Source organism: Streptomyces sp. NPDC059248, assembly GCF_042753905.1.
Lineage (GTDB): Bacteria > Actinomycetota > Actinomycetes > Streptomycetales > Streptomycetaceae > Streptomyces.
The window spans coordinates 38,010-59,763 of the sequence record NZ_JBHYZV010000036.1; the positions used below are offsets into that span (position 1 = coordinate 38,010).

Below are 21,754 nucleotides of genomic sequence, written 5' to 3' on the forward strand. Positions count from 1 at the left end.
CGGCACCCCGCCGAGGTCCGGGCCCGGGCCGTGAGCGCACTCGCGCACCACCGAACACCGGCCCCAAAGGCCGGGGGATCCTGCCGGACATGGACGCCATGCGGTCGGTAAGCGTCCCCGTCCGATCAGATGATGAATTCCCCGTTCGAGGGCTGCCGGTCCGTTGTCAGTGTGGCGAGGCCGCCGCGGGCCGGGCTCTTGCCGCGCTGGTGTGACCGCATCGTTGCTGGTTGTCGGGGTCCGCCGGGTCCCGCCCGTGGTTGGTGCGCTACCCCTGGCCCTGGCCGCCGGAGCGTTACTGGCCGTTCCCCAGGCAGTCCACGCAGCCTCCAGCGTCAGCGTCTCCTCCACCACCGTCGCCTGCGGCGACACGTTCACCATCACCATCGCCAACGGGGCCGGCGCGGCCAGATCTCTCCCCAGGGCCCACGGGGGTCGGAACCGCCCAATCCTCCGTTGTGACCCGGTGCCGCCATTCGCAGGCGGCCCCGCCGTATAGCCTGGAAAAATGCTCACTGAAGTCACGGCGACCCGCTATGTCACGCCCTTGCGTGAGGGCGGCTCGCTCCCCGGGATCGTCGAGGCGGACGACCTCGGTACGTATGTCATGAAATTCACCGGTGCCGGGCAGGGGCGCAAGACCCTGGTCGCCGAGGTGGTCTGCGGGCAGCTCGCGCGGCGGCTCGGGCTGCGGGTGCCCGAGCTGGTCGCCATCGAGCTGGATCCGGTCATCGGGCTCGGCGAGCCCGACCAGGAGGTGCAGGAGCTGCTGAAGGCCAGCGGAGGGCTGAACCTGGGGATGGACTATCTGCCCGGGTCCATCGGGTTCGATCCGCTCGCCTACGAGGTCGACCCGGTCGAGGCCGGGCGCGTGGTCTGGTTCGACGCCCTGATCAACAACGTCGACCGTTCCTGGCGCAACCCCAATATGCTGGTCTGGCACGGCGACCTCTGGCTGATCGACCACGGCGCCACCATGATCTGGCACCACAACTGGCCCGGCGCCGAGGCGTCCGCGGCCAAGCCGTACGACGCGTCGGACCACGCCCTCGCGCCCTTCCGGCCCGATGTGGCCGCCGCCGCTGCCGCGCTCGCCCCGCTCGTCACCGAGGAACTGCTGGCCGAGGTCACGGCCGACGTACCGGACGAATGGCTCGTCGACGAGCCCGGGTTCGGCTCCACCGACGAGGTGCGCCGGGCCTACGCGCGGGCCCTGTGGTCGCGGGTCGCGACGATCCACGAGCGCATCGTCCTTGACGAGCCCACCAAGCCCCGGCCCTCCCAGGCGCCGGGCTGGCTGGTCGGCCGACTGCCGGTGACGGGCAAGGGCCGGGGACCGGCGGCCGACGGGGAAGGGGCGCTCACGGGCGCCGCCGACGAGGAAGGTGCGGGCGCGTGAACGAGCGGGTCGTCTTCGAGTACGCGCTGTTGCGCGTGGTGCCGCGGGTGGAGCGCGGGGAGTGCTTCAACGCGGGGGTCGTGCTGTACAGCCGCGCCCACTCCTTCATCGGCGCCCTCACCCAGCTGGACGAGGTCAAGCTGAAGGCCCTCGACCCGGCGGCCGACACGGCCGGGGTGCGGTCCGCCCTGCACGCCGTCGAAGGGGTGTGCGCGGGCGGCGACGGGGCCGGGCAGGCCGCCGGGGACGACGCGGGCCGCCGCTTCCGCTGGCTGGTGGCGCCCCGGTCGACGGTCGTCCAGCCCGGGCCGGTGCACACCGGGCTCACCGCGGATCCGGCGGCCGAGCTGAACCGGCTGCTGGAGCTGCTGGTGCGGTGACGCCGTATCCGTGTGCCCGCCCGTGACCGCGCCGGTGACCGCGCCCGTGACCGTGATGCCGTCTCCGCGGGACTGACCGCGACCCGGCGCACCCGGTGGGCCGTTGACACCGGGTGCCCCGGCTTCTAGCGTCACGTCTGCGGAACGATACTAAGCGGTCGCTCATCCGGGTGGCGTACGGAGTGCGCGGCGGAACGGCACCTCCGTGCCGGCGCCGTCGTACGGGCCACGCGGACGAGCCCCACCCCAGGGCGAGGAGAAGCAGTATGTCCACCACCGAGCAGCGCGTCGCCGTCGTGACCGGCGCCGCGCGCGGCATCGGCGCCGCCACCGCGGTCCGGCTGGCCGCCGACGGCCGTGCCGTCGCCGTACTCGACCTCGACGAGGCGGCCTGCGACGAGACCGTCGGGAAGATCACCGCGGCGGGCGGCCGGGCCCTCGCCGTCGGCTGCGACGTCGCCGACGCCGCCCGGGTGGAGAAGGCCGTCGCCCGGGTCGCCGGCGAACTCGGCCCGCCCACCGTCCTGGTGAACAACGCGGGTGTACTCCGGGACAATCTGCTGTTCAAGATGAGCGAGTCCGACTGGGACACGGTGATGGACGTCCATCTGAAGGGGGCGTTCCTGATGTCCCGCGCGTGTCAGAAGCATATGGTCGACGCCGGATTCGGCCGGATCGTCTCGCTCTCGTCGTCGTCCGCGCTCGGCAACCGCGGCCAGGCCAACTACGCGGCCGTGAAGGCCGGACTCCAGGGGTTCACCAAGACGCTCGCCAAGGAACTGGGCAAGTTCGGCATCACCGCCAACGCGGTCGCCCCCGGCTTCATCGTCACCGAGATGACCGCCCAGACCGCCGCCCGGGTCGGGATGGGCTTCGAGGACTTCCAGGCCGCGGCCGCCACCCAGATCCCGGTCCAGCGCGTCGGCCGCCCCGAGGACGTCGCCGGAGCCATCGCCTTCTTCGCCGGCGACGACGCCGGATTCGTCTCCGGACAAGTGCTGTACGTCGCCGGCGGACCGCTCGACTGACCGGGGGAGACGAGATGCCGAACGAGACGACGGGGGACCCGGGCGCGGTCCCCGACAGCGGACGGGTCGCCCTGGTCACGGGCGCCAGCCGGGGTATCGGCTACGCGATCGCCGAGGCGCTGGTCGCCCGGGGGGACCGGGTCTGTGTCACCGGCCGCGACGAGGAGACGCTCGCGGCGGCGGTGGCCGCGCTCGGTGCCGACCGGGTGATCGGCGTCGCGGGCCGGGCGCACGACGAGGCCCATCAGGCGGCGGCCGTCGAGCGGGTGATGGACGCCTTCGGCCGGGTCGACTTCCTGGTGAACAACGCGGGCACCAACCCGGTCTTCGGCCCCCTCGCCGATCTCGACCTGGGAGTCGCCCGCAAGGTCTACGAGACCAATGTGATCTCGGCGCTCGGCTTCGCCCAGCGGACCTGGCACGCCTGGCAGAAGGAGCACGGCGGGGCGATCGTGAACATCGCCTCCGTCGCCGGGCTCGCGCCCTCGCCGTTCGTGGGCGCGTACGGGATGAGCAAGGCGGCCATGGTGAATCTGACCCTCCAGCTGGCGCACGAGTTCGCCCCCGGGGTCCGGGTCAACGCCATCGCGCCCGCCGTGGTCAAGACCCGGTTCGCCCGCGCGCTGTACGAGGGACGGGAGGCGGAGGCGGCGGCCGGCTATCCGCTGGGGCGGCTCGGGGTGCCCGAGGACATCGGGGGCGCGGCCGCGTTCCTCACCTCCGCGCAATCCGATTGGATCACGGGGCAGACGCTGGTCCTCGACGGAGGTATCTTCCTCACAGCCGGAGTGCATTGAGCCATCGCGCCGAGGCCGTGTCCGTGCGCGTGCGCCGCCCCCGGGCGGCATGAAAACGCGGTCGTACGGACACGGCCCGAGGGTGCCCCCACGATGCGAATGCCCTGCCGGGATCCGGAGGTTGACCCGGCGCGGCCCTGCGGTAGGGTCTGCCGGATCCAGGTCGAACGAGGAGCGTGCGCACGTGTTCTACCGGAACTGTCTGCGGGGCGTGGGGGCCCTGGCATCCCTCTCACTCCTGGTGGGATGCGGTCTGTTCGCCGACGCCGAGGCCGAGGGGAACCGGAAGATCGTCGTCGGAACCATCAGCGAGCCCTCGACCCTTGATCCCGCGGCCGCGTACGACGGTTCCTGGGAGCTGTACCGGAATGTCTTCCAGACCCTGCTCAGCTTCCCGACCGGCAGTACGAATCCCCGGCCGGACGCCGCCACCTGCGCCTTCACCGACGGTACCAGCAAGGTGTACCGCTGCGAGCTGCGCCGGGACCTGACGTTCTCCAACGGCGAGAAGCTGAACGCCGCCGCCGTCAAGCACACCGTGGACCGGATCCGTACCATCAAGTCCAACACCGGACCCCAGGCACTGCTCGGGTCGCTGGCCACCGTGGAGACCCAGGGCGAGCGGATCGTGATCTTCCGTCTCAAGGCGTCCGACGCCACGTTCCCCTTCATCCTCGCCACGCCCGCCCTGTCGCTGGTCCCGCCGGGCGAGTACCCGGCCGACCGGCTGCGCACCGACGGGAAGCTGACCGGATCGGGGCCGTACGTCCTCAGCTCGTACACCAAGGGCGACCGGGCCGAACTCGGCAAGAACAAGGACTACAAGGGGTTCGCCGATCGCAAAAACGATTCGGTGACCATCCGGTACTTCAAGAAGTCCGATGCGATGGTCGACGCTCTCGCGCTCCGGCAGATCGACGCGGTCTACCGCGGACTGACCGCCGAGGAGGTCACCGAACTCCAGCGGGGGCTGCCCGAGTACAACCATCTGCGGCTGGTCGAGACGGTCGGCGCGGACATCCGCTACCTCGTCTTCAACGCCGACGACCCGGTGGTCGGAAAGCTCCCGGTGCGCCGGGCGATCGCCCAGGTCATCGACCGCGGCCGGCTCGTCGGTGCCGTCTACCGGGGCACGGCGGAGCCGCTGTACTCGATGGTCCCCAAGGGCATAGCCGGGCACACCACCAAGTTTTTTGATGTTTTCGGCGAGCCGGACACGGAGAAGGCCCGGGACATCCTGGAGGAGGCGGGCATCGAGACGCCCGTTCCGCTGGAGCTGTGGTACACGACCGACCGGTACGGCACATCGACGGCGGAGGAGTTCGCCGAGATCAAGCGGCAGCTGGACGCCTCGGGGCTGTTCGAGGTCACGGTGCAAGGCAAGCCGTGGGCGGAGTTCCAGAAGGGGTACGCCGCCGGGAAGTACCCGGTCTTCGGCCGCGGCTGGTTCCCCGACTTCCCCGACCCGGACAACTTCGTGGCCCCCTTCGTCGGCGAGCGGAACGCGCTGAACACCCCCTACGACGAGCGGGAGATCACCGACAAGCTGCTGCCCGAGTCGCGGCGCGAGAGCGACCGGGGCGCCGTCTCGAAGCAGTTCGGGCAGGCCCAGGAGATCTTCGTGAGGGACGTCAGGCATCTGCCGCTGTGGCAGGGCAAGCTGTACGTGGCCACCACCGAGGAGGTCGGCGGCGCCGACCGGGCCCTCGACCCGCAGACCGTGATGCAGATGTGGGAGCTGTTCCGCAAGGGCAAGTGGTGACGTCCGGCTGATCCACATCCACATCCGCATCCGTACCGCGCCGACCGGGGGATTTCCCGGGCGGCGCGTCCGTTGTCAGTGGCCCCCGGTAGGTTCTGTGTTCGTAACGCGACGCACCCCGGAGGTTCTTGACGTGACCGACACCGACCTGCTGCCCGAGTCCTGGCGCGGAGTCCTCGGCGACGAACTGCAGAAGCCCTATTTCAAGGAGCTGACCGAGTTCGTCGAGGAGGAGCGGACCAGGGGGCCGGTCTATCCGCCGCGCGAGGAGGTCTTCGCCGCCCTGGAGGCCACTCCGTACGACCAGGTCAAGGTCCTCGTCCTCGGCCAGGACCCCTACCACGGGGAGGGGCAGGGGCACGGGCTGTGCTTCTCGGTGCGGCCGGGTGTCAAGGTCCCGCCGTCGCTGCGGAACATCTACAAGGAGATGAACGCGGAGCTGGGGCTGCCCGTCCCGGACAACGGCTATCTGATGCCGTGGGCGCAGCAGGGCGTGCTGCTGTTGAACGCGGTGCTGACGGTCCGCGGCGGCGAGGCCAACTCCCACAAGGGCAAGGGCTGGGAGAAGGTGACGGACGCGGTGATCCGCGCCGTGGCCGAGCGGCCCGACCCGGCGGTCTTCGTCCTGTGGGGGAACTACGCGCAGAAAAAGCTGCCGCTGATCGACGAGACCCGGCACGTGGTGGTGAAGGGCGCCCACCCCTCCCCGCTGTCGGCGAAGAAGTTCTTCGGCTCGCACCCCTTCACCCAGATCAACGAGGCGGTCGCGGCGCAGGGCCATGAGCCGATCGACTGGCGCATCCCGAACCTGGGCTGAGATCCACGACGGCCCGGCCCGTGAGCGGGTCGGGCCGGGTCGTCCCGGAGCCCGGTGTCGCGGTACGGCGCCGGCCCGGATGGTCCTCGACAGGCGGACAGACACAAAGGCGGACAGATACACAGACAGACAGGCCGGACGCTCGCGCCCGGCCTGCCCCGGTTCCGGGCGCTCTGCGGTTAGCGTCGCTCCCAGTGGAAACGGCGGCACCGCCGGTGCCGTCCGTAGGGACGCGGGAGGCCGCAGTGACCCAGCAGCGGGCGTACGACGACGCCCTCACGACCCGGATCGGGCAGACGGCGATGCTGCTGCACGGCGGCGACCGCGAGGAGGCACGGCAGCGGTTCGGAGTGCTCTGGACGGAGATCGGCGAGACCGGCGCCGCCCTCCACCGCTGTACGCTCGCCCGCTATCTCGCGGACGCCCAGGACGATCCGGGCGACACGCTCGCCTGGGATCTGCGGGCGCTCGCGGCCGCCGACACCGGACTGGCGGACCGGTCCGAACCGGCCGGCCGGGCGCTCCGCGTGCTCTATCCGTCCCTCCACCTCGATCTCGCTGCCGACTATCTGCGGCTGCACCATCCGGAGGCGGCCCGCCTCCATCTGGACCGCGCGCGGCGCGCGCTGGGCGTCCTGGGCGACGACGGTTACGCCCGCGGGGTCCGGACGGCGGTCGAACGCCTGGCCCGTCGCCTGGAACGGAACGGTGAGGGACCGGAGAGCTGGCCGGGGAGCTGACCGGGCCGCCCCGGAGCTTCCCGGCCGGGGGCTCCCGCGGGTCAGAAGCGTGCCGCGTCGCGGCAGGCGCGGGCCTGGGGGCTGTTCCGGTGCCAGCCGCCGTGGGCCTCCGCCAGGCCGCAGACGTCCGGGATCCCGCCCGGTGCCACCCGGGGCGCGGGCCGACGGGGCGGTGGGGCCGGCCGGCGGCGCGGGGGGTCGGTGACGGGGTCCCGGTGCCGGGGGACGCGGGGCGCGGGGGGTTTCGCCGCCGCGGGCGGCGCCGGGCGGGCGCCGGGGGAGCGGGTGGCGCCGGGCAGCCGGTCCAGGGACTCGACCGCCGGTTGCCGGACGATCTGGGGACGTACGGCGGCGGGCGGCGGGCCCGTGCGGGCCGGCGGTGCGGGGTCGGGGGCCCGGTGCGGGGTCACGTTCACGCATCCGGTGACCGCGAGTCCCGCGGCGGCCCAGATCGTGAGCGCGCCGAGGGCTCTGGCGGCGTTCGTCGTTCGCGGCACACGGCCACTCTGCTGCGCCCGGGGGCGCGTACGCCGTCGTACGCGCGCAGTTTGCTCCGTACGAGTGACTCCGGGTTTCCCCGGGCTTACGGCTCCGTTGTGCCGAGCATGCCGCGGAGGACTTCCGCGAACCCCGTGCGCAGCTCGTCGGCGCTCGGTACGGAGGCGTGGTACGAACCGGCCGCGCAGGTGAACATCAGGCCGTCCGTCCAGGCGATCAGGGACAGGGCGTGGCGCTCGGGTGCCGCGGAGCCCGCCCCGGCCAGCAGGGTGACGAGGGGGGCGCGCAGCCGGGCGCCCGAGGAGTCGTAGACGGCCCGCAGTTCGGGGCGGCGGGTGGCTTCCAGGGCCAGTTCGTAGCGGGCCACCACCAGGGCGCGATGGTGGACGAGATAGCGGTGGAGGGCGAGCGCCAGCGCGTCGGCGAAGACCGCGACACCGCTGTCGGGCGGGGGCAGTTCATGGACGCCGAGGACGGCGGACTCGCGCTCCGCCAGCCGCCTCACCGCCGTCTCCAGCAGCGCGAGCCGGGTCCTGGCGCCGTTGGAGGTCGAGCCCTGGGGGAGGCCCGCGGCCTCGTCGACGGCGCGGTGGGTGAGCCCGCGCATCCCGCGTTCGGCCAGCAGCCGCAGGGCGGCGTCGGCGATCAGTTCGGCGCGGGTCGCGGCGGGGCCGGATCCGGCCGGAGCGGCGGTGGTGGCGCGTGGCGTCATGGCGGCCAATCTACCGCCCGCACTACAGGTGTAGTAGCGTGAACGTCGTTACTACAGGTGTAGTTGACCTTGGAGGAGCCATCATGCCCGAGCGGCACGCGCTGGTGATCGGCGGCGGAGTCGGAGGGCTCACCGCGGCCCTCGCCCTCCACCGGAGCGGCTGGCGGGTCACCGTCCTGGAACGGGCCGCGACTTTGGAGCCCGTCGGCGCGGGAATCGGCCTCGCCCCCAACTCCCAGCGCGCCCTCGACACCGTCGGACTCGGCGACGAGATCCGCGCCCTCGCCGCCTGGCAGGGCGACGGCGGGCTGCGTACCCCCGCCGGGCGCTGGCTCACCCGGCTGAGCGCCGACGCGATCGCCGCCCGCTACGGCGGCCCCATGGTGCTGCTGCACCGCGCCACCCTGCTGGAGCGGATCCTGAACCGGCTGCCCGCCGACGTGGTGCGGACCGGCACGGCCGCCCGGGTCACCGACCCCGGGATCGCCGGGGGACGCCCCGCCGTGGTCGCCGTCGACGACGGCGAGCTGACGGCGGACCTCGTCGTCGGCGCCGACGGCATCAACTCCGGCGTACGCGGCCACCTCTTCCCCGGCCATCCCGGGCCGCGCTACTCGGGCTTCACCACCTGGCGCATCGTCGTCCCCGGCCTCCCCGGCGGCTTCCGCCCCCACGAGACCTGGGGCCCGGGACGGATCTGGGGCAGCCAGCCGCTCAAGGACGGCCGGATCTACGCCTACGCGGCGGCACTCGCCCCCGAGGGCGAACGCGCGGACGACGAGAAGGCCGAACTGCTGCGCGGGTACGGCGACTGGCACGACCCGATCCCGCGGCTCGTCGACGCCGCCACGCCCGAGGGCGTGCTGCGCCACGACGTCCACCACATGATCGATCCGCTGCCCGCCTTCCACCGCGGCCGTACCGTCCTGATCGGCGACGCCGCCCACGCCATGGCCCCCACCCTCGCCCAGGGCGGCAACCAGGCCATCGAGGACGCCGTCGTCCTCGCCCACCACTGCGCCCCCGAAGGCGACCAGGGCGCGGCCCTCGCCGCGTACAGCGCCGACCGGCTGCCCCGCACCACGGCCGTCGTCCGCAAGGCGGCCCTCGTCACCCGTCTCCAGTCGCTCAGCAGCGCCCCCGCCGTCGCCGTACGGGAGAGCCTGATGGCCCTGTCCGGGCGGCTGGGCCCCGGCGCCGCCGTCCGCGCCTTCGACGGGATCGCCGACTGGCAGCCACCGGTCCGCACGTATGCTGACCGCACCCTGAACGGGTGAACGGGCCGGGCCCGCGGGGGCGACCGGCGACGACACGGCGACGGATCGCCGACGCCGGCCGGACGACGGCCGGCCGGCGACCGCAACGGGAGGCTCAGTGAAGGTCGGCTGCATCGGACTCGGCGACATCGCCCGCAAGGCGTATCTCCCCGTCCTCGGCACCCTCCCGGGCGTCGAACTGCACCTCCAGACCCGCACCCCGGCCACCCTCGCCCGGGTCGGCGACGACTACCGCGTCCCCGGCCGGGCCCGCCACACCGAGCTGGAGTCGCTGATCGCGGCGGGCCTCGACGCGGCCTTCGTCCACGCCCCGACCGCGGCCCACCCCGGGATCGTCACGGCCCTCCTGGAGGCCGGGATCCCCACCTATGTCGACAAGCCGATGGCCTACGGGCTCTCCGACGCCCGGCGCATGGTGGAGCTGGCCGAGTCCCGGAACACCACCCTGACCGTCGGGTTCAACCGCCGGCTCGCCCCGGGCTACGCCCAGTGCCTGGAGCACCCGCGGGATCTGATCCTCATGCAGAAGAACCGCGTCGGCCTCCCCGAGGACCCGCGCACCTTCGTCTTCGACGACTTCATCCACGTCGTCGACACCCTCCGCTTCCTGGTCCCCGGCACCATCACCCACACCGATGTCCGGGCCCGGATGGAAGGGGGGCTGATGCACCACGTCGTCCTCCAGCTCTCCGGCGACGGCTTCACCGCCATCGGCACGATGAACCACATGAGCGGTTCGACGGAGGAGATCCTGGAGGTCTCGGGACAGGACACCAAGCGCGAGGTACGCAATCTGGCGGAGATCGTCGACCACAAAGGGCAGCCGAGCGTACGGCGCCGGGGCGACTGGGTGCCCGTCGCCCGCCAGCGGGGCCTCGAACAGGCCGTCCTGACCTTCCTCGACGCGGTACGCGCGGGCAAGGTCCTCGGCGCCCGGGACGCGCTGCGGACCCACGAACTGTGCGAACAGATCGTCACCCGGGCCCTCGAACAGGCCGGCTGAGACCCTCGGGTCCTCAGGCGCCCGGCCGGGCGTCCGGCCTGGCGGCCGGTGTCCGCGCGCCGTGCCGCCGCCGGACGAGCGCGGCGGCCCCCGCCGCCAGGATCGCGGCTGCGGCGTACACCGCCCAGTTCCCGTACCGGACGAAGAGCGTCGTGCCCGTCGCCAGCGGTACGTCGTAGACCACGGCCGTGGAGGCGTCCACCGGTACCCGGGGCCCGGTGGACGCGCCGTCGGGGCCGAATGCGGCGCTGATCCCGGTCAGCGTCGCGTGCACCATCGGACGGCCCGTCTCGGCGGCCCGCAGCGCGGCCAGCGACGCGTGCTGCGCCGGGGCCCAGCTGTGCTGGAAGGTCGAGGTCGACGACTGGGCCGTGAGGACTTGGGCGCCGTCGCGGGCCAGATTGCGGCTCATATCGGGGAACGCGGTCTCGAAACAGATCAGCGGCCCGATCCGCAGCCCGGCCGGGTCCCCGGGCCCGGGCGGCAACTCCATCACGACCTGGTGAGTCCCCCGCAACCGGTTCTCCCGCGCGGCCCGGCCCAGCGCCGTCACCCAGCCCAGGACCGAACGGAACGGGATGTACTCCCCGAACGGCACCAGGCGCATCTTGTCGTACCGCTGTCCCGTCAGCCCCGAAGGCCCCACCAGGACTGCACTCTTGTAGATCCCGGGAGGAGCCCCGGGCCCCATGCGCCGGGCGTCCACGTTCACCAGAAGATCGGCGCCCACCGCGCGGGAGAGGGCCGCCAGCCGGGCCGTCAGGTCCGGGCGCGTGTACAGATCGGTTCCGACGCTGCTCTCGCCCCACATCACCAGGTCGAGCCGGTGTCCGGCCAGTTCGCGGGTGAGCCGCTCCTCCCGGGCGAACCGGGCGTCCGCGCCGTCGATCACCCCCGGCTGGACCACCGCGATCCGCGCCGTACCGGCCGGGCGCGGCCGGGGCGACCACGCCGCGACCGCCCCGGCGGTCAGGGCGCCGGCCACGATCACCCCCGTGGTCACCCGGCGGGCCCGCGGCACGGTGATCAGAACGACGATCGCCGTGTTCACCGCCACCACCAGCAGGCTCACCAGCCACACCCCGCCCACGGACGCCAGTCGCAGGGCGGGGGAGACCTGCCACTGGGAGGCGCCCAGCAGCCCCCAGGGGCCGCCGAGACCCTGCCAGGAGCGGACCAGCTCGATCAGCAGCCAGCCCGACGGGACGACGGCGACGGCCGCCACGGCCCGTGCCACCGGCGGAGTCCGCCGACGATAAGGGCCCGTGTCACCGGTCCGCCCCGGACCGCCCAGCCACCGGCGTACCAGCCATCCCCACGGCGCCCACAGCAGCCCCAGCAGCGCGGCGAGCAGCACGATGAAGACATGAAGACTCGGGATCAGCCAGCTGTGCACGGCGATCAGGAAACCCGTCCCGCCCAGCCAGCCCTCGTACGCCGCGCGGCGGCCGGTCGGCGCGGTGCGCAACAGCAGCAGCCACGGCACCAGGGCCGCGTACGCGAGCCACCACAGCGACGGCACCGGGAAGGCGAACACCGGCAGCGCGCCCGCGAGGAGCGCTGCGGCGGTACGCCGGGGGGCGCCCGGAACGCGCATACGGGGCCTCCTCCCGCGCCGGACCGTGGGCGTACGGGGTCCGGCCCCGTACGCCCACAGTCTGGCCCGGAAGGACCGGCACCGCCCGGGCACGGATCACGCCGGGCGGGCACGGATCACGCCCGGCGGGCGCCGATCACCCGGCCGGTACGGATCACCCGGCCGGGGCGGCGGGCGTCCCCGTGGCGCGCCCGGCTCAGCCCGGTCCGCGCCGCCACCGCTCCTCCACCACCACCCCGCTCAGCCGCCAGCCCGCGCCTGTCCGGGCCAGGGTGAAGCGGTACCGGCCGCCGCACACCAGGTCCGTCCCGGCGTCCAGCCGCATCGGCGAGACGTAGTCCGCCGTCACCTCGGCCCGGTCACCGGGGTAGCCGCCCAGGTCCTCCAGGCTCACCCGGCGGTTGACGATCAGGTGCTGGCGTACCGGAAAGCCGGACATCGCCCCGGCCAGCCAGTCCGCGATCTCGGTCACGGGGCCCTCGGCCCCGCCCGCCGAACGGTAGTCCGCCCGGCCGTCGTCGGTGAACAGCGCCCGGTAGGCGCTCCAGTCGCCGTCGTCCACGGCGACCGCGTACCCCGTGACGAGATCGTCGATGGCGAGCCGGTCCATCACGGTCGAAAGATCCACGCGCTGCGTCATCGGCTCAGTGTCCGGCAGTGGGACCCGCGGGCCAAGACCCGTGCAGGTCGGTCAGCGCGTCCCGGTCCGCGAACGGCCGGTCCCGCCGGACGCCGGGGCCACCGCGCGCAGCACCACGAACTTGGGATGGCCTGCCACGGTCTCGCAGTCGCCGAAGATCCGGCGCAGCCGGACGTGGTAGCCCAGATGGCGGTTGCCGACCACCCACAGCTCACCGCCGGGCCGCAGCACCCGCCGGGCGTCGGTGAACATCCGCCGGGCGGTGGTGTCGGTGGTCGCCCGGTGGGAGTGGAAGGGCGGATTGCAGAGCACCAGGTCCGCGGAGTCGTCCGGCAGGTCCGCGAGGCCGTCGCCGACGAGGAACGCGGCCCGGTCGTCACCGCCGGGCACATTGTCGCGATACGTCTCCCGGGCCGACGCCACGGCCGAGAAGGACTCGTCGACGAAGGTCACCGAGACCCCGGGCGAGGCCACGGCCGCCGCCGTGCCGACCACTCCGTTGCCGCATCCCAGGTCGACCACGTCCACCGGTCCTTCCGGGGCCGGCAGCACACCGAGGAAGAATCGGGTACCGATATCGAGCCGGTCCGCGCAGAACACGCCCGAGTGATTGGTCACGGTACGCCCCGACATGGCGCCGATGTCGTCCGGCAGGGCGTACCGCAGCGGCCAGGGGCTCGGCGTCCTGGGCAGCGCCGGATCGGGCGTACAGAAGATCAGCCGCGCCTTGCGTACGGCGAGGGACGTCCGGGTCGGCCCGACGAGGCGCTCGAACAGTCGCAGTGTGGAGGTGTGGATCTCGTTCACCATCCCGGTCCCGATCACGACCGTGTCCGCGTGGATCGCGGGTGCCAGCCGGTGCAGCTGGTCCTCCAGCAGCGCCAGGCTCTTGGGTACCCGTACCAGCAGGACGTCGATCCGCTCCGGCGGCTCGTCGCGGACGCTCCGCAGGACCACCGGCGGCGCGCCCGGGGCGGACCCGGCGTTGCGCGCCAGATTGGCCGAGGTGGCCCGCCGGCCCAGGTAGGAGTCCGTGAGCTGGACGGGACCGTGCGCGGCGAGCGATACGGTCAGCGCCCCCCAGCGGTCCCCGAGGACGACCAGGGAGCCCGACAGATCCGTCCCCTCGTCGGCGAGGTGCCGCAGCAGATACTCGTCGGCGGCGTCCCAGGCGCGCAGCGGGTCGCGAGGGTCCTCGGGGAAGCGGGTGAGGGCGGTCTCGCCCCATGACGTGATCAGACGGTTCATCGTGCGGATCAGGCTAGCCCGACCCGGGCGGACCGGCCGACCCGGGAGCCGGTGGCCCGGAGGCGTACGGGCCGGTCGGCGAGCCGGTGGGTGTACAGGCGGGCCTGCGGGCGGGTGGTCCGGTGGCCGTACGGCCGGTGTCAGGCGGCGCGCTCGATGTGCTCCAGCGTCGTCGCCCACTTCAGTACGAGCGCCTCGTACTCCCCGCGCCGCTCCTCGGGCAGCCGTCCGTCGGCCCACAGCTCCCGGATACGGGCGTTGAGCTCGGCGGCTGACTGGGCGGACGCCGACGGCGCGACGGCCTCGGACTCGCGTTGAAGGGGGGACATGCCCCCAGATTACGGCTTCCCGCACGGACGTGAACCCCCGCTGCACCACCTGAACGCCTCCGATTCCGGGCGTTGTGCCTCCGATTCTTCGGGGTGAGCCTGTTTGAACAGGGCGAATGCCGGGTAATCGCGGCCGGGTTGCCTTCAGGGGCCGTCGAGTGCCGTGATGAATGTCATCCGGCTCCGGCGCCCTCGGCGCCCACCCGCGGCACACGGTACGGACCAGCCATGACTCACCCGCCGGACTCACCCGCGTGCGGGCTGAGCACCCCCGCCCCGACCAGGGCGAAGATCAGGATCCCCAGCAGGATCCGGTAGATCACGAACGGCATGAAGCTCTTGGTGGTGATGAACTTCATAAACCAGGCGATGACGGCATATCCCACGATGAAGGCGACCACGGTCGCGAAGATCGTCGGTCCCCAGGAGACATGTCCCTCGCCCGCGTCCTTCAACTCGTACGCGCCGGAGGCGAGGACGGCCGGGATGGCGAGGAGGAAGGAGTAACGGGCCGCCGCCTCGCGGGTGTAGCCCATCAGCAGACCGCCGCTGATGGTCGCGCCGGAGCGGGAGACGCCGGGGATCAGGGCCATCGCCTGGCAGAAGCCGTAGATCAGACCGTCCCGTACGGTCAACTCCTTCAGGGTCTTGCGCTGTTTGGCGGCCCGGTGCCGGCCGCCGGACTCGTCACGGGCGGCCAGCCGGTCGGCGATACCGAGGACCACGCCCATGACGATCAGCGTCGTCGCGATCAGCCGCAGATCGCGGAACGGGCCCTCGATCTGGTCCTTGAGGGTGATGCCCAGCACCCCGATGGGGATCGAGCCGATGATGACCAGCCAGCCCATCCGGGCGTCGTGGTCGGCGCGCATCGCCTTGTCGGTCAGGGAGCGGAACCACGCGGAGACGATTCTGGTGATGTCCTCGCGGAAATAGATCAGTACCGCGGTCTCGGTACCGATCTGGGTGATCGCGGTGAAGGCCGCCCCGGGGTCCTCCCAGCCCGCGAACGCGGCCGTCAGCCGCAGATGCGCGCTCGACGAGATCGGCAGGAATTCGGTCAGTCCCTGGACGAGTCCGAGGATGAGGGATTCAAACCACGACATGAAGAAGTACGCCACCCAAGGGAAGAGTTCGCGATCCGGCGGCCCGGGGGCGTCCCGGGGCGCGCGCTGTCCGTCCTGCGCCGATGGGCAGGAAGAGTACCGTCCCGCAGGGAGATGTACGCGCATGCCCCCGAAGGGGTGAACGTCCGGCTAATTCCCGCCCAACCGATGACGCTTGCGCCAGGCGACGACCGTCGCGACCAGCCCGGTGAGCACGATGAACCCGGTGGAGATGAGGAAGGCCGGCGAGGTGGGCGAGCTGGCACGGCTGCCCGCGACCACATAGGCCGCCGTGTTGGGGATCGACCCGATGGCGGTGGCCAGGAGGAACGGCGTATAGCCCATCCTGGACACGGCGGCGCAGTAGTTCGCCGCGGCGAACGGCACCCCGGGGAAGAGCCGGATCGCCAGCATCGAGCGGAATCCATGCGCGCTGAGCTGGTGGTCCGCCGCCGTGAGCCAGCGGCCCCGCAGCAGTGGACGCAGGGCGTCCTGCCCCAGCAGCCGACCGAGGGTGAAGGCGATCCCCGCGCCCAGGACCGTGCCCGCGACCGCCGAGACCAGACCGGCCTGGGAGCCGAAGAGGGCACCCGCGGCCAGGTTCAGCAGCGGGCGCGGAACGAACGCCGCCGTACAGATCCCGTATGCCGCCGCGAACAGCACCACCGCGGCCGGTCCGCTCAGCCGGAACGGCGGCCAGCCGTCGGCCAGCAGCCGCTGGGGCTCGTACAGCAGGACGAGCGCCCCGGCCGACAGCAGGACCAGCGCCAGCAGCGACAGCCGTGACCACGGGGACAGGAGCGCCCTGCCGCAGCGGAGGGCGAGAGCGGCGGCGGGCCGGGGGCCCACGGCGGGTCCGGGCGCGGGTTCGAACATCCGGGGAGCGTAACCGACGCGGCGGGCACGCCGCCGTAACGCGGGCCTCATCAGCTGTCCCGGACGGGTCGGGAACGCGGGCCTCATCGACGGCCCCGGACGGGTCGGGGCCATGCCCGGGGCCGCCGAAAACCGTTCGACGCGGCGCCTCGGGCTCGGACATGATCGGCGCATGTTCAGGTACGCCCCTCCCGCTGATCGCCGCGTCGTCGCGGCGGCGGTGAGGGCTGCCTTGTTCCTCGTCGCCGACGGCGTCCGAAGCTGACCCTCCCCGGATCGTCCGGTGGGACCCCGCAGGGGGAGGGTCGGCCGGCCCCAGGGGTCCCGTTCCCACCGAACGACTCAGCGATTCGAGGACGATCATCATGGCGAAGACCGCCTACGTACGGACCAAGCCGCATCTCAACATCGGCACCATGGGCCATGTCGACCACGGCAAGACCACCCTCACCGCCGCCATCACCAAGGTCCTCAGCGACCGCGGCAGCGGCAGCTTCGTGCCCTTCGACCGGATCGACAAGGCGCCCGAGGAGGCCGCTCGCGGTATCACCATCAACATCGCGCACGTCGAGTACGAGACCGGGACCCGGCACTACGCCCATGTCGACATGCCGGGACACGCCGACTACGTCAAGAACATGGTCACCGGGGCCGCTCAACTCGACGGGGCGATCCTCGTCGTCTCCGCCCTCGACGGTGTGATGCCGCAGACCGCGGAGCACGTCCTGCTGGCCCGTCAGGTCGGCGTCGACCACATTGTCGTCGCGCTCAACAAGGCCGACGCGGGCGACGACGAACTCACCGACCTGGTGGAGCTGGAGGTCCGCGAACTGCTGGACCGCTACGGGTACGGCGGCGACACCGCGCCGGTGGTACGGGTCTCCGGGCTGCGCGCCCTGGAGGGCGACCCCCGCTGGACGGCGGCGATCGAGGCGCTGCTCGACGCGGTCGACACCTATGTCCCGATGCCGGTCCGGTACACCGACGCGCCGTTCCTGATGCCGGTGGAGAACGTCCTGACCATCACCGGCCGGGGCACCGTGGTCACCGGCGCCGTCGAGCGGGGCACCGTTCGCGTCGGCGACCGGGTCCAGGTCCTGGGCGCCGACACCGAGACCGTCGTCACCGGCCTCGAGACCTTCGGCAAGCCGATGGAGCACGCCGAGGCCGGGGACAACGTGGCGCTGCTGCTCCGCGGCCTCCACCGCGACGCGGTCCGACGCGGGCACGTCGTGGCCGCGCCCGGCAGCACCACCCCCAGCAGGCGCTTCACCGCGCAGGTGTATCTGCTCTCGGGCCGCGAGGGCGGCCGGTCGACCCCGGTCGCCACCGGCTACCGGCCGCAGTTCTACCTCCGCACCGCGGACGTCGTGGGGGACGTCGACCTCGGTGAGCGGGCCGTCGCGCGCCCCGGTGAGACGGTCACGATGACCGTCGAGCTGGGCCGGGACGTGCCGCTGGAGCCGGGTCTCGGCTTCGCGATCCGCGAGGGCGGCCGTACGGTCGGCGCCGGGACCGTGACGGCCCTGGTCTGACCGGTCCCGGCCCGGCCGACCGGTCCCGGCCCGGCGACTGGTCCCGGCCCGGCGACTGGTCCTGGTCCGACCGGTCCGGCGACCGCCGGGGAGACGGCCCCGGGAACCCCGCGCGGTTCCCGGGGCCGTACCGCGTCCCGCGACGGCCCGGCCCCCGGTACGGCGGCCCTCCCGGCGCACCGACAATGGGGGAGTGGAGAACAACGAGCGCCCGGCACCCGCGGTGGACCCCGAGGCGGAGGCGATACCCGTCGTCCGGACCGTCGACCACGGCATCGCCCGGCTGCTGCCCGATGTGGACCGGCCGCGGGCCGTGCTGCTGACGGTCGACGGAGCCCCGCAGTCCTATGTCGACCTCGACGATCCGACGTACCTGGAGTTCGAGTACGCCCGGCGGATCGCCCACCTCCTGGACTCCGTCGCCCCCGAGGGCGCGCCGCTCGACGTCCTCCACCTCGGTGGCGGCGCGCTCACCCTGCCGCGCTACACCGCCGCCACCCGGCCGGGGTCGCGGCAGGTGGTGGTGGAGGCGGACCGGGCCCTGCTCGACCTGGTGACCGAGCGTCTGCCGCTGCCCGGGGGCTCCGGGATCGCCGTCCACGCCGCCGACGCCCGCGCCCACGTCGAATCCGCGCCCCCGCACAGCGCCGATGTCGTCGTCGCCGACGTCTTCGGCGGCTCACGGGTGCCCGCGCAGCTGACGTCCGTCGAGTTCGCGCACGCCGCCGAGCGGGTGCTGCGACCCGACGGCGTCTACGCGGCCAATCTCGCCGACGGCGCGCCCTTCGGCTTCGTCCGTTCCCAGCTCGCCACCTTCGGAGCCGTATTCGAGGAGCTGGCGCTGATCGCGGAGCCCGCGGTGCTGCGGGGGCGGCGGTTCGGCAATGTGCTGCTGCTGGCCTCGCACCGGCCCCTCGACACGGCGGCGCTGGCCCGGCGTACGGCGGCGGACGCCTTTCCGGCCCGGGTCGAGTACGGCGCGTCCCTTGCCCGGCTGACCGGGGACGCCCGGCCGGTCCGCGACGCCGAGGCGCAGGGGTCGCCGGAGCCGCCGGCCGGCGCGTTCGGCATCGGCTGACACGGCCTACGGCGCGGTGGCCGCCTCCGCCGGGCGGACGGAGCCGATGATGCGCTGGATCGTCGCGTCCGGAAGCTCGCCGGCGACGCCCGTGTTGGCGTGCAGCACGAACGACTTGATCTCGCCCCGCGCGTCCTTGAAGCTGAAGGCGGCCGACTTGCCGTCCGTCTCGCACTTGTGGTGCTTCTTCGTACCGGACGCCCGCGCCGTGGCGACACTGCCGGACAGGCCCGACGCGGTGGTGAACGGCTTGGCCTTGGTGACCTTGACCGTGCCGTCGGGATCGGTCTGGGCATAGGGCGCCCAGGCCCAGTTGTACGCCTCGTTGACGGCGGCGTCGGCGGTGTTCTTGGCGCCCCGGCCGCCCTTGGTGCCCGCGCCGGCCAGGCTCCAGTCCTCCATGGTGCCGTCCTTGTTGATGTCGAAGAGGCACCAGGTCGGCTTGAGCCGCGCCGGGGCGGACATCACGACGGCGGGCGAACCGTCGCCCTTCTTCTCGTCCTCGAATCCCGACTGCATCCCGGAGCCCATCAGATTCCACTCCGGCGGGACGTCGAACATCGTGCCGTGATTGGGGTTGACGACCACCTTCCAGCCGGGGACCGTCGGCTCGGCGTCCTTGCCCGCACGCGGATTGTCCCCCGTCGGCTGCGGCGGCGGGGGCGCGGCTGCGGTGCCCTGCTCTCCGGGGGACGCGGGGGACGCGGTGACCCCCTTGTCGGCGCGGGTGTCCTTCTTCCCGTCGTCACCGTCGTCCCCGAGAACGACGACGCCGGTGACGACGGCGGTCGCCACCACGGCCACGACCGCGACGGCGGCGACGAGCGCCGTCTTCTTCTTGTCCTGATTCCCGGGCGGGCGGGGCGCCCCCGACTGCCGCGGGCCCGGTACGGCGTGCTGCGGGACGGTCGGCTGCTGGTACGGATTGGGCTGCGGATACCCCGAAGGTCCCGGATACCCCGGCTGCCCCGACTGCCCGTAGGGATTCGGCTGCTGCTGGTATCCGGGCTGCCCGTACGGGTTCGGCGGAGGGCCGCCCTGCCCCGGCGGGTTCTGGTGCTGCGGGTTCTCGCCCCCGGGCGGCTGCTGCTGTCCTGGCCACATGGCGAGTAACCATAAGGGGTGGCCGGGATCCACCGTCCGGCGGTCCGCCGACTGTCCCGGGCCGCCGCGGGCCCACGAGGGGCGGCGACCCGGCGCGAGGGTATGGCCAAGCCTGCTACCCATGGGTAACATCGCGGCCATGAGCGCTGATCAGATGTCCGTGGCCGAGATGCTCGCCGCCACCGTCCCCATGGTCCGGACCCTCAACCTGGAGTTCGACGAGGCCACCGCCGAACGCGCGGTGCTGCGCCTGCCGGACCAGGCCGACTTCCACAACCACGTCGGCGGCCCGCACGCGGGCGCGATGTTCACCCTCGCCGAATCGGCGAGCGGCGCGATCGTCCTCGCCGCCTTCGGCGACCAGCTCCACCGGGCCGTACCGCTCGCCGTAAGCGCCGAGATCGGCTACCGGAAGCTGGCGAAGGGCGAGGTCACCGCGGTCGCCACGCTCGGCCGGCCGGTCGCCGACGTCATCGCCGAACTGGACCGGGGCGAGCGGCCCGAGTTCGATGTGACGGTCGAGATCCGGCGCGCGGACGGCGCGGTGACGGGGGAGATGACCATCGCCTGGACCCTGCGCCCCAACTCCTGACCCGGTCCCCGCCGCGGGCGCTCGGGAGTTGTCCACAGGGGCTGGCGCCCCCGGGGCCCGTACGGCGATGATCGCCGGGCGCGGGCCCCGACCGCGCGAGACCGGTCCGTACGCGCAACGGCGAGGAGACCCCGTATGACAGCGACCCCGTGGATCGCGGCTTTCAACGGCATCGAGCCCACCATCGACCCGAGCGCCTTCACGGCGCCCACCGCCGTCGTCATCGGGGACGTCACCCTGGGGCCCGGTGCGAGCGTCTGGTACCACGCGGTGCTGCGCGCCGACTGCGGTCCGATCCGCATCGGAGCCGGATCCAACATCCAGGACAACTGCACCGTCCATGTCGACCCCGGATTCCCGGTCATCGTCGGCGCCCGGGTGACGGTCGGGCACAACGCCGTACTCCACGGCTGCACTCTGGAGGACGAGGTCCTCGTCGGGATGGGCGCGACCGTGCTCAACGGGGCCAGTATCGGGGCGGGTTCCCTGGTCGCCGCGGGCGCGGTCGTTCCGCAGGGCATGCGGATCCCGCCCGGATCCCTGGTGGCCGGAGTGCCCGCCACGATCAAACGGCCCCTGACGGACGAGGCCCGGGAGCTGATCGGCGTCAACGCGGCGCTGTACGGAGAACTGGCGGACGCCCATCGCGGAGTGCGCCCGACGGGCTGAACGCGTGAAACGGCCCTTCGGCCGCCACATGCCGGGCGAGACCGGCCCCCACCAGGGCGATCTCCGCCGCCACCACCGTTCCCGCGGGCAGCCGCCGGGTCAGGGTCCTGGCGGCGAACGTGTTCACCAGACGCAGCCCGCGGCCGTGCGCGGCGAAGGCGTCCAGCGGCTCACGGCGCCTGCCGGACCGGTGCTTCCAGTGCCCGCCGTCCCTGACCTCGGTCGTCAGGACGTTCCCCCGGACCCGGAGGGCGACGGCGACCCAACTGCTGCCGCTGTGCAGTACGGCGTTGGAGACCAGTTCCGTGACGATCACCGACAGCGCCTCGTGGCACTCGTCGCCGAGCCGCCAGTGTGCCGCGACGGTACGGGCGAACCGCCGCAGGGCGGGGGCCGACTCCGGGGTCGCGGACATCGCGCACTGCGCGAGACGTACCGGACCCGGCTCCTCCACCGGTCGGCGCTCGGCGGCGGGAGCGGGCACGAGACGGCGCGGGGCGGCCCGGAGGTGCTCCTGTGGTGCGATCACGGTCGGCTCCTTCTTCCCCGGGGAGACCCGGGGTCGAT

Annotated in this window: 23 protein-coding genes; 13 read left to right on the plus strand and 10 right to left on the minus strand. The window is 72.9% G+C overall.

What is annotated here, in order from left to right; genetic code table 11:
* Positions 1–508: 508 nt before the first annotated feature.
* The 7 genes from ACFXG1_RS17615 to ACFXG1_RS17645 all read left to right on the plus strand — a co-directional run bounded on the left by ACFXG1_RS17615 (position 509) and on the right by ACFXG1_RS17645 (position 6,923).
* Positions 509–1,399, plus strand: coding sequence for a HipA family kinase (locus ACFXG1_RS17615; RefSeq protein ID WP_384743372.1), 891 nt, complete (start codon positions 509–511; stop codon positions 1,397–1,399).
* Positions 1,396–1,779, plus strand: coding sequence for a DUF3037 domain-containing protein (locus ACFXG1_RS17620; RefSeq protein ID WP_384719194.1), 384 nt, complete (start codon positions 1,396–1,398; stop codon positions 1,777–1,779). Before ACFXG1_RS17615 ends, ACFXG1_RS17620 begins: the two co-directional genes overlap by 4 nt.
* Before the next feature lie 266 nt (positions 1,780–2,045).
* Positions 2,046–2,807 (plus strand): 3-oxoacyl-ACP reductase FabG, encoded by a 762-nt coding sequence (gene fabG, locus ACFXG1_RS17625; RefSeq protein ID WP_384719192.1) that lies wholly within the window; start codon positions 2,046–2,048, stop codon positions 2,805–2,807.
* A gap of 14 nt (positions 2,808–2,821) precedes the next feature.
* Complete coding sequence (locus ACFXG1_RS17630; RefSeq protein ID WP_384719190.1) at positions 2,822–3,604, plus strand: SDR family oxidoreductase; 783 nt, start codon at positions 2,822–2,824, stop codon at positions 3,602–3,604.
* A 184-nt stretch (positions 3,605–3,788) separates the two neighbouring features.
* Positions 3,789–5,366, plus strand: coding sequence for an ABC transporter substrate-binding protein (locus tag ACFXG1_RS17635; RefSeq protein ID WP_384719188.1), 1,578 nt, complete (start codon positions 3,789–3,791; stop codon positions 5,364–5,366).
* A 133-nt stretch (positions 5,367–5,499) separates the two neighbouring features.
* Positions 5,500–6,183: a uracil-DNA glycosylase gene (locus ACFXG1_RS17640; protein ID WP_384743377.1), complete on the plus strand. Its 684-nt coding sequence runs from the start codon at positions 5,500–5,502 to the stop codon at positions 6,181–6,183.
* Between the two features lie 245 nt (positions 6,184–6,428).
* A complete protein-coding gene (locus ACFXG1_RS17645) occupies positions 6,429–6,923 on the plus strand; it encodes a hypothetical protein (RefSeq protein ID WP_384721555.1) in 495 nt (164 codons plus the stop codon).
* A 41-nt stretch (positions 6,924–6,964) separates the two neighbouring features.
* Here ACFXG1_RS17645 and ACFXG1_RS17650 read toward each other — a convergent pair whose 3' ends face one another.
* Together ACFXG1_RS17650 and ACFXG1_RS17655 are read right to left on the minus strand one after the other, a co-directional pair.
* Positions 6,965–7,420 carry a hypothetical protein gene (locus ACFXG1_RS17650; protein WP_384721552.1) on the minus strand — a complete coding sequence of 152 codons (456 nt, stop codon included), beginning with the start codon at positions 7,418–7,420 and terminating at the stop codon, positions 6,965–6,967.
* A gap of 86 nt (positions 7,421–7,506) precedes the next feature.
* Positions 7,507–8,133, minus strand: coding sequence for a TetR/AcrR family transcriptional regulator (locus ACFXG1_RS17655; RefSeq protein ID WP_384721549.1), 627 nt, complete (start codon positions 8,131–8,133; stop codon positions 7,507–7,509).
* A gap of 83 nt (positions 8,134–8,216) precedes the next feature.
* On the opposite strand from ACFXG1_RS17655, the gene ACFXG1_RS17660 reads away from it, so the two are divergent.
* Together ACFXG1_RS17660 and ACFXG1_RS17665 are read left to right on the plus strand one after the other, a co-directional pair.
* Positions 8,217–9,410 carry an FAD-dependent monooxygenase gene (locus ACFXG1_RS17660; RefSeq protein ID WP_384721546.1) on the plus strand — a complete coding sequence of 398 codons (1,194 nt, stop codon included), beginning with the start codon at positions 8,217–8,219 and terminating at the stop codon, positions 9,408–9,410.
* 97 nt (positions 9,411–9,507) lie between these two features.
* On the plus strand, positions 9,508–10,413 hold the full coding sequence (locus ACFXG1_RS17665) for a Gfo/Idh/MocA family protein (protein WP_384743382.1): 906 nt from the start codon (positions 9,508–9,510) through the stop codon (positions 10,411–10,413).
* 13 nt (positions 10,414–10,426) lie between these two features.
* On the opposite strand, the gene lnt is transcribed toward ACFXG1_RS17665, so the two are convergent.
* The 6 genes from lnt to ACFXG1_RS17695 form a co-directional block, all read right to left on the minus strand.
* Positions 10,427–12,010 (minus strand): apolipoprotein N-acyltransferase, encoded by a 1,584-nt coding sequence (gene lnt / locus ACFXG1_RS17670; protein ID WP_384743385.1) that lies wholly within the window; start codon positions 12,008–12,010, stop codon positions 10,427–10,429.
* A 196-nt stretch (positions 12,011–12,206) separates the two neighbouring features.
* Complete coding sequence (locus ACFXG1_RS17675) at positions 12,207–12,650, minus strand: nuclear transport factor 2 family protein (protein WP_384721816.1); 444 nt, start codon at positions 12,648–12,650, stop codon at positions 12,207–12,209.
* A gap of 51 nt (positions 12,651–12,701) precedes the next feature.
* Complete coding sequence (locus tag ACFXG1_RS17680) at positions 12,702–13,898, minus strand: methyltransferase (RefSeq protein WP_384743389.1); 1,197 nt, start codon at positions 13,896–13,898, stop codon at positions 12,702–12,704.
* Positions 13,899–14,038: 140 nt separating this feature from the next.
* On the minus strand, positions 14,039–14,227 hold the full coding sequence (locus ACFXG1_RS17685; protein ID WP_384720671.1) for a hypothetical protein: 189 nt from the start codon (positions 14,225–14,227) through the stop codon (positions 14,039–14,041).
* A 233-nt stretch (positions 14,228–14,460) separates the two neighbouring features.
* Positions 14,461–15,333 carry an undecaprenyl-diphosphate phosphatase gene (locus ACFXG1_RS17690; protein ID WP_384720674.1) on the minus strand — a complete coding sequence of 291 codons (873 nt, stop codon included), beginning with the start codon at positions 15,331–15,333 and terminating at the stop codon, positions 14,461–14,463.
* A gap of 150 nt (positions 15,334–15,483) precedes the next feature.
* A complete protein-coding gene (locus ACFXG1_RS17695; RefSeq protein ID WP_384720677.1) occupies positions 15,484–16,209 on the minus strand; it encodes a TVP38/TMEM64 family protein in 726 nt (241 codons plus the stop codon).
* Positions 16,210–16,574: 365 nt separating this feature from the next.
* Here ACFXG1_RS17695 and tuf point away from each other — a divergent pair, with 365 nt between their 5' ends.
* Together tuf and ACFXG1_RS17705 are read left to right on the plus strand one after the other, a co-directional pair.
* A complete protein-coding gene (gene tuf, locus ACFXG1_RS17700) occupies positions 16,575–17,744 on the plus strand; it encodes an elongation factor Tu (RefSeq protein WP_384724263.1) in 1,170 nt (389 codons plus the stop codon).
* Between the two features lie 193 nt (positions 17,745–17,937).
* Positions 17,938–18,822 carry a spermidine synthase gene (locus tag ACFXG1_RS17705; protein WP_384719764.1) on the plus strand — a complete coding sequence of 295 codons (885 nt, stop codon included), beginning with the start codon at positions 17,938–17,940 and terminating at the stop codon, positions 18,820–18,822.
* 6 nt (positions 18,823–18,828) lie between these two features.
* On the opposite strand, the gene ACFXG1_RS17710 is transcribed toward ACFXG1_RS17705, so the two are convergent.
* The gene (locus ACFXG1_RS17710; RefSeq protein ID WP_384743394.1) at positions 18,829–19,926 is read right to left on the minus strand and encodes a hypothetical protein; all 1,098 of its coding nucleotides are present in this window, start codon (positions 19,924–19,926) and stop codon (positions 18,829–18,831) included.
* A 154-nt stretch (positions 19,927–20,080) separates the two neighbouring features.
* On the opposite strand from ACFXG1_RS17710, the gene ACFXG1_RS17715 reads away from it, so the two are divergent.
* Positions 20,081–20,518: a DUF4442 domain-containing protein gene (locus tag ACFXG1_RS17715; RefSeq protein ID WP_384720825.1), complete on the plus strand. Its 438-nt coding sequence runs from the start codon at positions 20,081–20,083 to the stop codon at positions 20,516–20,518.
* A gap of 135 nt (positions 20,519–20,653) precedes the next feature.
* Entirely contained in the window at positions 20,654–21,187 is a 534-nt protein-coding gene (locus ACFXG1_RS17720) for a gamma carbonic anhydrase family protein (protein WP_384720819.1), read from the plus strand.
* Here ACFXG1_RS17720 and ACFXG1_RS17725 read toward each other — a convergent pair.
* Positions 21,126–21,716 carry an ATP-binding protein gene (locus ACFXG1_RS17725; RefSeq protein ID WP_384720816.1) on the minus strand — a complete coding sequence of 197 codons (591 nt, stop codon included), beginning with the start codon at positions 21,714–21,716 and terminating at the stop codon, positions 21,126–21,128. The two genes, ACFXG1_RS17720 and ACFXG1_RS17725, sit on opposite strands and share 62 nt — an antisense overlap.
* Between the last annotated feature and the right edge of the window lie 38 nt (positions 21,717–21,754).